Annotated in this window: 14 protein-coding genes; 10 read left to right on the forward strand and 4 right to left on the reverse strand. The window is 67.3% G+C overall.

The features are described 5' to 3' along the window. The first annotated feature begins 155 nt into the window (after nt 1–155). The 5 genes from NVV99_RS13375 (at nt 156) to NVV99_RS13395 (ending at nt 4,041) form a co-directional block, all read left to right on the forward strand. On the forward strand, nt 156–530 hold the full coding sequence (locus NVV99_RS13375; RefSeq protein ID WP_006553960.1) for a hypothetical protein: 375 nt from the start codon (nt 156–158) through the stop codon (nt 528–530). Between the two features lie 95 nt (nt 531–625). Beyond that, nucleotides 626–1,483 (forward strand): ParA family protein, encoded by an 858-nt coding sequence (locus NVV99_RS13380; RefSeq protein ID WP_024103511.1) that lies wholly within the window; start codon nt 626–628, stop codon nt 1,481–1,483. Further along, nucleotides 1,480–1,992 carry a hypothetical protein gene (locus tag NVV99_RS13385; RefSeq protein ID WP_260782898.1) on the forward strand — a complete coding sequence of 171 codons (513 nt, stop codon included), beginning with the start codon at nt 1,480–1,482 and terminating at the stop codon, nt 1,990–1,992. Before NVV99_RS13380 ends, NVV99_RS13385 begins: the two co-directional genes overlap by 4 nt. A 145-nt stretch (nt 1,993–2,137) precedes the next feature. After that, nucleotides 2,138–2,863: a hypothetical protein gene (locus NVV99_RS13390; RefSeq protein ID WP_041803607.1), complete on the forward strand. Its 726-nt coding sequence runs from the start codon at nt 2,138–2,140 to the stop codon at nt 2,861–2,863. A gap of 194 nt (nt 2,864–3,057) precedes the next feature. Next, on the forward strand, nt 3,058–4,041 hold the full coding sequence (locus NVV99_RS13395; RefSeq protein ID WP_024103512.1) for a TauD/TfdA family dioxygenase: 984 nt from the start codon (nt 3,058–3,060) through the stop codon (nt 4,039–4,041). Nucleotides 4,042–4,113: 72 nt separating this feature from the next. Here NVV99_RS13395 and NVV99_RS13400 read toward each other — a convergent pair whose 3' ends face one another. From NVV99_RS13400 to NVV99_RS13410, 3 genes are read right to left on the reverse strand one after another with little or no spacing between them, the layout of a single operon-like run. After that, nucleotides 4,114–4,332 carry a hypothetical protein gene (locus NVV99_RS13400; RefSeq protein ID WP_006553967.1) on the reverse strand — a complete coding sequence of 73 codons (219 nt, stop codon included), beginning with the start codon at nt 4,330–4,332 and terminating at the stop codon, nt 4,114–4,116. Then, entirely contained in the window at nt 4,233–4,499 is a 267-nt protein-coding gene (locus tag NVV99_RS13405; protein ID WP_242411701.1) for an AMP-binding protein, read from the reverse strand. Before NVV99_RS13405 ends, NVV99_RS13400 begins: the two co-directional genes overlap by 100 nt. Further along, nucleotides 4,493–4,822 carry a hypothetical protein gene (locus tag NVV99_RS13410; protein ID WP_006553968.1) on the reverse strand — a complete coding sequence of 110 codons (330 nt, stop codon included), beginning with the start codon at nt 4,820–4,822 and terminating at the stop codon, nt 4,493–4,495. The genes NVV99_RS13405 and NVV99_RS13410 overlap by 7 nt, the downstream gene beginning before the upstream one ends. Before the next feature lie 219 nt (nt 4,823–5,041). Here NVV99_RS13410 and ctaD point away from each other — a divergent pair, with 219 nt between their 5' ends. Both ctaD and NVV99_RS13420 read left to right on the forward strand, forming a co-directional pair. Then, complete coding sequence (ctaD, locus tag NVV99_RS13415) at nt 5,042–6,790, forward strand: cytochrome c oxidase subunit I (protein WP_024103513.1); 1,749 nt, start codon at nt 5,042–5,044, stop codon at nt 6,788–6,790. A 59-nt stretch (nt 6,791–6,849) separates the two neighbouring features. After that, nucleotides 6,850–8,421, forward strand: coding sequence for an NAD(P)/FAD-dependent oxidoreductase (locus NVV99_RS13420; protein WP_024103514.1), 1,572 nt, complete (start codon nt 6,850–6,852; stop codon nt 8,419–8,421). Here the strand turns inward: NVV99_RS13420 and NVV99_RS13425 are convergent. Beyond that, a complete protein-coding gene (locus NVV99_RS13425) occupies nt 8,318–9,004 on the reverse strand; it encodes a TetR/AcrR family transcriptional regulator (RefSeq protein ID WP_080678557.1) in 687 nt (228 codons plus the stop codon). The genes NVV99_RS13420 and NVV99_RS13425 overlap by 104 nt on opposite strands. A gap of 174 nt (nt 9,005–9,178) precedes the next feature. Here NVV99_RS13425 and NVV99_RS13430 point away from each other — a divergent pair, with 174 nt between their 5' ends. Genes NVV99_RS13430 through NVV99_RS13440 form a run of 3 tightly spaced genes read left to right on the forward strand, consistent with a single transcriptional unit; the run spans nt 9,179 to nt 12,652 of the window. Beyond that, nucleotides 9,179–10,027 carry an urea amidolyase associated protein UAAP1 gene (locus NVV99_RS13430; RefSeq protein ID WP_024103516.1) on the forward strand — a complete coding sequence of 283 codons (849 nt, stop codon included), beginning with the start codon at nt 9,179–9,181 and terminating at the stop codon, nt 10,025–10,027. Continuing rightward, nucleotides 10,024–10,674 (forward strand): urea amidolyase associated protein UAAP2, encoded by a 651-nt coding sequence (locus tag NVV99_RS13435; protein ID WP_024103517.1) that lies wholly within the window; start codon nt 10,024–10,026, stop codon nt 10,672–10,674. The genes NVV99_RS13430 and NVV99_RS13435 overlap by 4 nt, the downstream gene beginning before the upstream one ends. 7 nt (nt 10,675–10,681) lie before the next feature. Continuing rightward, a complete protein-coding gene (locus tag NVV99_RS13440) occupies nt 10,682–12,652 on the forward strand; it encodes a 5-oxoprolinase/urea amidolyase family protein (RefSeq protein WP_024103518.1) in 1,971 nt (656 codons plus the stop codon). Nucleotides 12,653–12,661 lie beyond the last annotated feature (9 nt).

Consider the following 12,661-nt stretch of genomic DNA (forward strand, 5'->3'; position numbering starts at 1 on the left):
TGGTGTATTCGTCCGAACCGGTGGTAGCTTCCTCGCGTCCTATCGGGGGTCGATACACAGGGGGTGCGGTGGCGTCGCGGTTCGTGCGTACGGGTTTTGCGCTGGCTGTCGCTGCGGTGCTGGGGGTTTCGGGTTGTTCGGGGGCGACGACGAGCGTGTCCGTCGTCGACGACCCGCAGCTCGAGGCCGAGTTCGAATCGGTGCTCGTCTCCGGACAGTCCCGCACGCTCGGGGAGGTCGCGGCCGCAGCGGGTGTCGAGTCGTGGGACCGGATGTACTACTTCCGCGTCCCGGTGCTGATGAGCGAACTCAACCGCGTGATGCACACCCCCGGAGTCACCTGGCGGAACATGCCGGGATCCGATGCCGAAGGGCTCATCGTGTTCGTCTCGGAGGGGCAGATCGTGCGCGCGGTCGCCGACCGCGAGCCGCCGCTGTACCTGAGCGGTTTCGCGACCTCCGATTCGTACGTCACGCCCGACGAACTCGCCGGCATGCCCCGTCTCGCGGTCGAGTCGAGGGGCCGCTGATCCGGTAGCTGTCACCCGGCTGCCTCGTATGTCCGCCTTCGGGTAGTTTTGCTCGCGATATCGAGTAATGAATTTCTTTCCCGAAGAGGTGTGGGGTGGCACGGGTAATCGCGACGATCAACCTGAAAGGTGGCGTCGGCAAGACCACGACGACGGCCGCTCTGGGCGAGTTCATGGCGGCGGAGTTCGGGCAGCGGGTGCTGATGATCGATCTCGACCCGCAGACCAACCTCACCACGATGATGGTGGGGGAGGAGCGCTGGCAGGAACTGAACGAACTCGGTCTGACCCTCGCGACGCTCTTCCGTACGGCGATCACGCCCCACTCTGACGCGTTCGACATCGAGAAGGCCGTCCAGAAGAACGTCTCGCCCGTGCGAGCGGTCCGTGATCTCGACCTGCTCGCGTCGTCGCTGGATCTCATGGACATCCAGGAGGGGCTCACCCACCAGCAGTACGCCGATCCCGGCTCGCACCGTCCCGTCGAGGTGCTGCTCTCCGCTGTCCGGCCCATCGCCGACCGGTACGACTACATCCTGATCGACTGCCCGCCGAATCTCGGGATCCTCACCCTCAACGGATTGCGTCTCGCCGACGGCTATCTCATCCCGACGATTCCCGACATCCTGTCCACCTACGGAATTCCGCCGCTGCAGACGAAGATCCAGGAATTCGCGACACGGACCGGGCACACCGTGCGGGAGATCGGTCTCGTCATCACGAAGTACCGCAGTGCCTCGAATCTGCACCGCACGATCATCGAACAGCTCCAGCGCGACCCCCGGATTGCGAGCGTCGTTCCCGCCTGGGTGCCCGAGGCCAATCAGATCGCGGCGTCCGCCGAGTTCGTGCCCTACGGCACGCTCAAGCGAAAGTACGGCAACACCGGCCAGTACGACGCACTGCGAATCCTCACCGAGACGATCATGATGAATGCGCAGGTGTACCTGTGACGAATCCCGACCCCGATACCGACATGGCACAGGCGCGTCTGCGGGTGCGCATCGGCGAGGCGAGTTCGGCGTTGCTCCGTCTCGACGAGGCGGCACCCGGCACGGCCGGCGCGCTCGTCGCTCTCGTCCAGGTGATCGCCGATGAGGCGGCGCGCACGCCGCGGTTCGCGAGGGCACTCGCGGGAGCGCTCTCGGTTACCGCGGACGCAAGGGCCCCGACCCCTGCTCCCGCTCCTGCTACGCGCCCGGCCGCGGCCCGAACGTCTGCGCGTCGCAGTCGTCGCGCACCCGGGGCCTTCGACCCGTTCGTGGTGTTCCGCGAGAGCGGCGAGGCGACTCTGCGGGAGAGGCTGTCGACCCTCGGGGTCGAACAACTCAAGGACATCATCGCCGAGCACGCCATGGACTACGACAAACTCGCGATGCGCTGGCGCACCCCGTCCAAACTTCAGGACCGCATCGTCGAACGGGTCAAGGCGCTCACCACGAAGGGTGATGCTTTCCGGTGATCGGTCACATGCAGTTCTTCTTCTGCTCGTAGCCACGTATGGTCGCACCAGACCTCCGGTCTCGATGAGACCGCGCAGGACGTGGGCACCTCGCGCGTCGATCCCGATTCACTGCTCGATGTGCGCACCGAGAAGAGGAGTCGATATGGGGGACATCGTTCGACAGGGAGTCGCGGCCTTCGTGGCCGAGGTTCTGGCGCGAGGCGGCCGGGCCGAGCCGATCCCTGGACAGCGGGACGTCCGCGTACAGGGCGCGGACGGATCCGAACGTGTGGTGCGGGTGTGCTCGACGGCGAGCGATCCGTGGCTCGCGCGACGCCGCGACGGAGTTCCCGCCGCCGACGGTGCGGGCGTGTCGTACTGGGTGTTCGTCGATCTCGCACCCGAGCTACCGGAGTTCTATGTGGTGGACGCGGACGACATCGAAGGGGGAATCGAGGAGGAGGTCGCGCTCTGGCTCGCCGACCGCCCCGGCCGGACACCGACCGGCAGTCACCCGATTCAGCGCAGCAATGTCGTTCACGGTCAAGATCATTGGGATTTGCTCGGTCTCGACGCGGTCAAGGATCCCGACCACGGTGCGGCGCCGGTGCCGGCAGCGGCCGTCCGCGTAGCACGTCCGGCCACACCGGCGGTCGCCGAACCCGACACCGACGACGGACGGCTCGCGGTGGTCGCCGACATCGGGGGATACCGCGTGCAGGGGCGCGTCGATCCGGTGTCCGGGACGCTCGAGATCAACCGGGGACCGATGGAGGGGCGTCGCTTCCCCGACGCCGCGGCAGCCGCACAGGCGCTCGTCACCTTCTTCGACGACCACGAGACCGTCCCCGACGGCGACACCTTCTGGCGGAGCGAGATCCTCGAGTGAGAACGCACTCCCGATAGCGGCTTCGGCTCGTTTCGATCTCCCGTAAGCGAGCTCGGCTCGTTTCGATCTCCCGTAAGCGAGCTCGGCTCGTTTCGATCTCGCTGACCACAACCGTCGACTCTGCCGACGGATGGCGGTGAACTGAATCGGCGCAAGCGACAACGCCAGGTTCAGATCATCGAAGGAGAGATCGCATGACCATCACCGAACTCGATCGCGATACGACCACCGCCGAATCCGTCTACACCGCCGGGGGCATCGTCGTCACCAAGCTGGGGGAGCGCATCGGTGCGCGGATCGACGGGGTGCGGTTGTCCGGCTCGTTGGCGTCCGCGACCGTCGAGGCCATCCGCTACGCACTCGCCGTGCACAAGGCGATCGTCTTCCGCGACCAGCATCACCTCGACGACGAGGAGCAGTGGGCCTTCGCCGGCCTGCTCGGCACGCAGACCCAGTCGCACCCCACGGTCCACTCGAAGGGTAAGCGGCTGTTGCCCATCGAGGGTGCTGCGAACAGCTGGCACACCGACGTCAGTTTCGTCGACCGCATTCCGAAGGCGTCGATCCTGCGGGCGGTGACCCTGCCGCCGTACGGCGGTGCGACGACGTGGGCCTCCACGACCGCGGCCTACGAGCAGTTGCCGGATGCGCTGAAGGCGCTCGTCGACAACCTGTGGGCCCTGCACACCAATCTCTACGACTACGCCGAGAAGCTCGACGCGGGCAGCTCCGATCCGGCGCTGACCGAGGAGCGACGCCGCTACCAGGACGAGTTCCGCCGCAACACCTACGAAACGATTCACCCGGTGGTGCGGGTCCATCCCGAGACGGGTGAGCGCACCCTGTTGCTCGGTCACTTCGTCAAGGAGTTCGTCGGTCTCGAGTCGTCGGAGACCGCCGCGCTGCTCCAGCTGCTGCAGAGTCGGATCACGAAGCTGGAGAACACGTTCCGCTGGTCGTGGGAGAGTGGCGACGTCGCGATCTGGGACAACCGCGCCACGCAGCACTACGGCATCGCCGACTTCGGCGACCACACCCGCCGCCTGCATCGCATCACCCTCGCCGGCGACATCCCCGTTGGCGTCGACGGCTCGCGCAGCAGGGTCGTGCAGGGCGACGCGAGCGAGTACTCGGTGGTCGAGGAGCCGGCGCGACTGCCCGGCTTCGACGGGCACTGACACAGCAGAGCGCGAAACGGTCATAGGAGCGCGAAACATCCCGCGCCGAAGACCGTTTCGCGCTCCTCAACGTCAGGCCACGACGTACTTCTCGTTCTCGCGGACCCACAGCACGCCGTCGCCCGCTGTGGGTCCTTCCTTCTCGAATTCCTCGGGTACGAGCGACGTCTCGTCGCGCAGCACGATCGCGGTCATGATAGGGGCGGCGGCGAGGTTCTCACCGTCCACGCGCATCCAGTCGGCCGTGCGACCGGCGAGGTAGATCCAGCCGTCCGCGTCCTTGTAGGCCACCCGGTGAGGATCGCGTTGGAGTGGAACAACGGCATCGACAGGTAGATTACGTCGTCGCTCGTGATCGAGAACTGCGGGACGAGCGTGCTGCCCGAGAACAACACCATCATGTGGGCGAGCATCACCGGCTTCGGATCGTCGCTCGTCCCCGAGGTGAAGATCAACATGAACGGATGGTCGGCCCGACCTTCCGGTACGGCTCGAGCGGACAGGCCCCGTCGACGAGCGCCCGCCACTCGGGGCTCGCGACGTCGAAGACGGTGACGTCGCCGAGATCCAGGCCGTCCAGCAGAGGGGCGTGCTCGGCATCGGTCAGCAGGATCTGGCAGTCCGCACGCAGGATGTCGCGTGCCAGACCCTCACCGCGTCGGGTGTTGTTGAGGCCGACGAGCGGGAAGCCCGCGAGCCCGGCCCCGGCGATCGCGTGGACGACGGCCGCGGTGTTGTTCTCGAACAGGTCACGGAGTGCCTGCTGGACGGTCTCTGCCATGGCTACCTCGGATATATGGAGAACACGTTCTCTTCGCCGTACACGAGTCGTTCGGGTCGCTCGTCGTCGCGTCACAATTCGGTCCGCGAACCCGGTGCGCGTGTGAGGTGGAACGCCTACTCTGAGTTCACCTGCAGCATCGCGGGTGGTGATCGCCGTGCGCCGTCGATCCCGTCCGCGCCGCACCGTTGCCGCCTCACGGCGGCTCGAGGAGGCCCGATGAACGCGGTTGTCGCTCCCGTCAAGCCCACGCGGCCGTATCCGCCGCGTTATCACTCCAAGGGCGCGGTCCTCTACGACCTGATCACCACAACGGACCCGAAGAAGCTCGGACTGATGTACATCTTCACATCGTTCTCGTTCTTCCTGTTCGGTGGTGTGCTCGCCCTGCTGATGCGCGCGGAGCTGGCGGTGCCCGGTCTGCAGTTCCTGTCGAACGAGCAGTACAACCAGCTGTTCACCAACCACGGCGGCATCATGCTGCTGATGTATGCGACGCCGATCGTCTTCGGTTTCGCGAACTACATCCTGCCGCTGCAGATCGGTGCCCCCGACGTCGCCTTCCCGCGCCTGAACGCCTTCAGCTACTGGCTCTTCCTCTTCGGCGCACTCACGGTCGCCTTCGGATTCATCACGCCCGGCGGCGCTGCCGATTTCGGCTGGACGTCCTACATGCCGCTCGCCGACGAGATCCATTCGCCGGGGATCGGCGGCAATCTGTGGTTCCTCGGCCTGATCGTCATGGGTCTCGGTACCATCCTCGGCGGCGTCAACATGATCACCACCGTGGTGTGCATGCGCGCGCCCGGCATGACCATGTTCCGAATGCCGATCTTCACCTGGAACATCTTCATCACGATGATCCTCGTGCTCCTCGTCTTCCCGCTGCTCGCCGCGGCCTTCATGGGTGCCTTCGTCGATCGGGTGATCGGCGGCAACATCTACGACCCCGCGACCGGCGGTGTGCTGCTCTTCCAGCACCTGTTCTGGTTCTTCGGTCACCCCGAGGTGTACGTCATCGCGCTGCCGTTCTTCGGCATCGTCTCGGAGATCTTCCCGGTCTTCTCCCGCAAGCCGATCTTCGGATACAGCGGCCTCGTGTACGCGACCATTGCCATCGCCGCGCTCTCCATCGCGGTGTGGGCGCACCACATGTACGCCACCGGCGCCGTGCTGCTGCCGTACTTCTCGTTCATGACCTTCCTGATCGCCGTCCCGACGGGCGTGAAGTTCTTCAACTGGATCGGCACGATGTGGAAGGGCCAGATCACCTTCGAGACGCCGATGCTGTTCGCGGTCGGCTTCATCGTGACCTTCCTCTTCGGTGGCCTGACCGGTGTCATCCTCGCGAGCCCGCCGCTGGACTTCCACCTGCACGACTCGTACTTCGTGGTCGCGCACTTCCACTACGTGCTCTTCGGCACCATCGTGTTCGCGACCTACGCCGGCATCTACTTCTGGTTCCCGAAGATGACCGGCAGGATGATGGACGAGCAGCTCGGCCGCTGGCACTTCTGGCTGACCTTCATCGGTTTCCACACCACCTTCCTGGTGCAGCACTGGCTCGGTAACGAGGGCATGCCGCGTCGCTACGCCGACTACCTGCCCTCCGACGGGTTCACCACCTTGAACACCATCTCGACGATCGGGGCCTTCGTCGTGGGCGCGTCGACGCTGCCGTTCCTGTGGAACGTCTTCAAGAGCTACCGCTACGGCCAGGTCGTCACCGTCGACGACCCGTGGGGTTACGGCAACTCGCTCGAATGGGCGACGACCTGCCCGCCGCCGCGGCACAACTTCTACGAGCTGCCGCGGATCCGCTCGGAGCGTCCCGCCTTCGAGCTGCACTATCCCGACATGGTCGAGCGGATGCGTGCCGAGGCGCACGTGGGTCCGGGTAGCGACAAGCACGAGGTGAACGTGCTCGAAGGTGCCGACCGCACGCCGGGCGACATCCCCCGGGAGTGATCGACCGCGATAGCTCCGCGCATCGAACGAACCCCGCCGAAGGACGGAGTCGAGCGAACATGACCGCAGTCGAACCCGGCGGGAGCGTGCCCGCCGAGGTGGATGTCCTGATCGTCGGTGCCGGTATCTCCGGCATCGGCACGGCCTACCACCTGAAGACGAAGAGACCGGGGACGAGCTTCGCGATCGTCGAGGCGCGTGACGCGCTCGGTGGCACGTGGGACCTGTTCCGATATCCCGGCGTGCGCTCCGACTCCGACCTCCACACCCTCGGGTACGAGTTCAAGCCGTGGCGGAAGACGCATGCGTACGCCGGAGGCGGCGAGATCCTCGGCTATCTCCACGAGACGGTGGACGAACACGGACTCCGTCCCTACCTGCACCTCGGGCACCGCGTCGTCGGCGCGTCCTTCTCGTCCGATACCGGCAGGTGGACGGTCACGCTCCTGCGCACGAGCGACGACACCATGCTTACGGTGACCTGCTCGTTCTTCTTCTCCGCGACCGGCTACTACGACTACGACGAGGGGTACAGCCCGGAGTTCGAGGGCAGCGACGACTTCCGCGGCACGATCGTCCATCCCCAGCACTGGCCCGAGGCTCTCGACTGTGCGGGCAAACGCGTCGTCGTCATCGGCAGTGGCGCCACCGCGGTGACGCTCATTCCCGCCCTGGCCGGCGTCGCCGAGCACGTGACGATGCTGCAGCGCTCCCCGTCCTACGTCCTGGGGTGGCCGAAGGAGAACAAGGTCGCCAACGCGCTGCGACGTGCACTCCCGACAGCGGCGGCCGACCGCGCCGTCCGTTCCCTGAGCATCCGGATGCTGCACGAGATGTACCGGACGAGTCGCCGGGCGCCGAACCTTTTCCGCCGTCTCCTGCGCCTTCGGATGACGAGCGTGCTGCCCGACGACTATCCCGTCGACGTGCACTTCAACCCGTCCTACGACCCGTGGGATCAGCGCCTGTGCGTCGCGACCGACGGTGACCTCTTCCACGCCATCGCCACCGGCGAGGCGTCGGTGGTCACCGATCGGATCGCCCGGTTCACGCCCACGGGGATCGCCCTCGAATCGGGGCGCGAGATCGAGGCCGACGTCATCGTCACCGCGACCGGCCTGAAACTGGTGCCGTTCGGGAGGATCGAAGTCGACGTCGACGGCGTCCCGGTCGACTGGCACGAACGCGTCACCTACAAGGCGACGATGCTCACCGGCGTGCCGAACTTCGCCTTCGCGTTCGGCTACACCAACTCGTCGTGGACCCTCAAGGTCGACCTCACCGGCCATCATCTGTGCCGGTTGCTCGACCACATGGACGACCAGGGGTACGACGTCGTCACCCCGATCTGCGACGATCCGGCCGTCGCCGGAGGGCCGTTCTGGGACCTCACGTCGAACTATCTCCGGCGCTCGGCCGACGTGTTCCCCACATCCGGGGAAGGCGGCCCGTGGTCGATGGAGCAGAACTACTATCTCGACCGCAGACGGCTGCGCCGCGAACCGGTCGACGATCCCGCCCTGCGTTTCACGCGGGTGGCCGAGCCGGCGGGTTCATCGAGCCCAGCAGGTAGCCGGGAACCCCCACCACGAGTGCCCGGGCCGCGCTCGTCACTGCCGCAAGGTCGCTGACACCGAGCACCGTCAGCGATGCCGTCGCCAGCACTTCGGGGAGCCCGGCGTCGACGTCGCCGTCGTCGGCTCGCATGCCGATGACCGATTCGACGACCCGGAACGGCAGATGGGTGCGAGGATCGCCGTCGCCCACGATCTGCGCCGCCAGGGTCCGGTAGCGCTCCATCAGGTGCCGACGTTCCTCCCGGAACCGATCGAACGGTTCGGTGCGAACCTCCGGAAGGTGGTAGAGCGCACCGAGATTCCATCTTCCCGCGGACAATTGGGCGGTGTCGAACCAGGCGAGCGCACACAGGCGCACCTCGGGCGGCAGCGCGGGGTCGAGATTGTCGTCGAAGTCGAGGGTCGGTTCGACGGTGTCCTCGAGCAACGCGACGAGGATGTCGTTCTTCGTCGCGAAGTGGTTGTACAGCGATGCCTGCCGGATCCCCACGGCCTCGGCGATCGTGCGTGTCGATGTGGGGGAGAACCCGCGGGTGGTGAACAGCTCCGCGGCGGCGTCGAGGATCTCGGCACGCGCGGTCGGCCCGGGCCGTCGCGGGGCGTGGAGGCGGGGGCGTCCTGGTCCTGCATGGGTCACGCCTCCACTGTGACACGACGAAAGGTGCTGCAGCGCCACCGTCTTCGTGCGTGAAGTTTTCGTCACACGTACGAAACACGCGTCACGGACTCGTTACGCCATGGACATTCCCCGAAGATGCGCGATGGGAAAACTGTCGATCGACAGTTTCCCCGGACCGCCGATCGGAGCACCATGACCGAGACCCTCGCGACCGCCACCACGCACGCTGCTCGTGCCCATGCCCGAGCGCAGGCAGGAACCGTCACCGACGCCATGCCGATCGTCCCGGCATCGTCGTGGCCGGCTCCGCCCAGCGGTCGCGCAGCGTCGATGACCTGGGCCGAGACCGTCCCCGGTGGCCGCTACACCAGCAAGGTCCTCGCCCGCGGCACCCGCCTGCGCCTGCGGGACGTCCACGGCACCGCCTGCGCCAACATCCTCCTGTTCCGCGCCGACGCCCCGCACGAACGGCTCAACGTCGCCGACACGGTGAAGGTGCCGTGGCAGGCCTATCTCGGTGTCGGGCACCCACTGCTCTCCGATCAGGGCCGCGTCCTCGCCACGATCGTCGCCGACACCTCCGGACGCCACGACGCGCTGTGCGGCACCACCCACGTCGCGGGGAACACTGCGAAATACGGTGAGGGATCGCTCCATTCGAGCTCTCCTGCGGGTCGCGAACTGTTCACCGTCGCCGCCGCCAAGCACGACCTGCAACCGCGCGACCTGCCGCCCTCACTGTCCTTCTTCCACGGTGTCCGCGTCGAGGAGGACGGCAGCCTCGTCAGCACCGGCAACGCCGGTCCCGGTGCCGCCGTCGACCTGCTGATCCACCTGCCGGTGATCGCCCTGATCGCCAACACCGCACACCCGCTCGATCCGAATCCCGAGTTCACCACCGGCAGCCTCGAAGTCCTCGCCTGGCGAGCACCCGGCGAACTGAACTCGCTGCCGAACACCGACCCCGAGTGCCAGCGCGCCGTGCTCAACACCGACGACGCCTGGGCCGCCGCCACGTCCGAAACGGAGATCCACCGATGACCATCACCGCCGACACCGCAGACCTCGCCCTCGTTCCCGGTCGCGTCGTCCTCGACGAGATCGTCGGACTCCGCGGCCCGTGGTCGGCCGTCGTCGCCGCCGGCGACGTACTCACCATCGTCGACCTGCACGGCAACCAGGCGGTCGACACCCTCGTCTACGACGCCGCCGACCACACCCGCCGCTACAGTGCCGCTGCCACCGTGGCCGCCCAGCAGAACCTCTTCCTCTCCACCGGTTCGGTGTTACGCGACGCCGACGGTGAGCCGCTGATGACGCTCGTCGCCGACGAGGTGGGCAACCACGACACCGTCGGCGGTGCCTGCTCGCAGGAGTCCAACACCCTCCGCTACGGGCACCACACCAAGCACCAGCACGCCTGCGTCGAGAACTTCCTCATCGAAGGCGCCAAGTGGGGACTGGGCAAGCGCGACCTCGTCTCCAACATCAACTTCTTCATGAACGTGCCGGTCGATGCCGACGGCACCCTCGGCATCGTCGACGGCCTGTCCGCACCCGGCAAGCGACTCGCAATCCGCGCCGAGCGCGACGTGCTCGTCCTCGTCTCCAACTGCCCTCAGATCAACAACCCGTGCAACGGCTTCGACCCCACGCCGGTCCGCATGATCGTCACCCGCGGGGAATGAGGTAGTCATGACCACGAAGATCACCGTCGAACGTCCCGGAATGCTCACGACCGTCCAGGACTATCCCGGACGCACCGGTTACTGGCAGATCGGTGTGCCACCCTCGGGCCCGATGGACGACCTGTCGTTCCGCCTCGGCAACGTCGCGCTCGGCAACGACGAGGGCACCCCCGGTCTCGAGACCGCCATGGCCGGCCCCGCCCTGCGGTTCACGGAGGAAACCGAGGTGTGCGTGACGGGTGCGCCCGTCACCGTGCGCGTCGACGGGGCCGCCGTCCCGCAGTGGCGCCCGGTCACCGTCCCGGCGGGCGGCCTGCTCGACGTCGGAGCTGTCTCCGGGCCGGGGTTGCGCGTCTACGTCCTCATTCGCGGTGGTCTCGACGTTCCCGAATTCCTGGGCAGCGCAGCGACCTTCACGCTCGGAACGTTCGGCGGTCACGAGGGGCGCACGCTGCGCGAGGGTGACGTCCTCGTCGTCGGGGAGAACGCTCCCGGCGCGAGCGCCCCGGTCCCGTCCGAGCACGTGCCCGCACTGAGCACGCGCTGGGAGATCGCGGTCACCGAAGGTCCGCACGGCGCACCGGAATTCTTCACCCGTGCCGACATCGATGCCCTCTACGCCACCGACTACGAGGTGCACTTCAACTCCGACCGCACCGGCGTGCGGCTCATCGGCCCCAAGCCCGAATGGGCGCGCACCGACGGTGGCGAGGCGGGCCTGCACCCGTCGAACATCCACGACAACGCCTACTCCGTCGGCGCACTCGACTTCACCGGCGACACCCCGATCCTGCTCGGCCCCGACGGTCCCAGCCTCGGCGGGTTCGTGTGCCCGGTGACCGTCGTGGCCGCCGACCGTTGGAAGCTCGGCCAACTCGCTCCCGGCAACACGGTCCGGTTCGTGCCCGTGAAGTCGCAGCACACCGCGTCCCGCCGCGAACTCGGCGTCGCGCGTCGCGCCGGACTGTCGCTGGTCACCTCGGCCGGTGGCGACGGTGACGACGGAGTGCTCACCCGCCGTGACGGCCACACCGCCGTCACCTACCGCCGTAGCGGCGACGACAACGTCCTCGTCGAGTACGGCGACATGACCCTCGACCTGGCGCTGCGGGCCCGCGTGCACGCGCTGCACCAGCGCCTCGAGGCCGACCGTCCTGCGGGTCTGCTCGAACTCACCCCGGGAATCCGGTCGCTGCAGGTCAAGGTCGACCCCGACGTCCTGCCCGTGCCGACCCTGCTCGGCCTGCTCGGCGAGGTCGAGGACACCATCGGCGACAGCGACGAACTCGAAGTCCCCAGCCGGCAGGTACGACTCCCGCTGTCCTGGGACGACCCGGCGACCCGCGAGGCCATCCAGCGCTACATGCACGGCGTGCGCTCCGACGCCCCGTGGTGCCCGTGGAACATCGAGTTCATCCGCCGCATGAACGGCCTCGACACCGTCGCCGACGTCTTCGACACGGTCTTCGCCGCCGACTACATGGTTCTCGGCCTCGGCGACGTCTACCTCGGCGCCCCCGTCGCGACGCCGCTCGACCCGCGGCACCGTCTCGTCACCACCAAGTACAACCCCGCGCGCACCTGGACCCCCGAGAACGCCGTGGGCATCGGCGGCGCCTACCTGTGCATCTACGGCATGGAAGGCCCCGGCGGCTACCAGTTCGTCGGCCGCACCACCCAGGTGTGGAACCACCGGCACCCGCAGCCGGCCGGCCCGTTCGAGGACGGCACCCCGTGGCTGCTGCGCTTCTTCGACCGCATCTCGTGGTACCCCGTCGACCCCGACGAACTGCTCGATCTGCGAGCGGATCTCGCTGCGGGTCGCGGTGGAGGAGTGGAGATCACCGACGGCACATTCTCGCTGACCGAGCACCGGAAGTTCCTCGCGGACAACGCTGCTTCGATCAGCGGGTTCCAGGCGACGCAGTCCGTCGCCTTCGGCCAGGAACGCGCGCGGTGGAAGGCGGACGGCGTATGACGGCCGCCG

Source organism: Rhodococcus sp. PAE-6 (genome assembly GCF_025290685.1).
In the GTDB taxonomy this organism is placed as follows: domain Bacteria; phylum Actinomycetota; class Actinomycetes; order Mycobacteriales; family Mycobacteriaceae; genus Rhodococcus; species Rhodococcus pyridinivorans.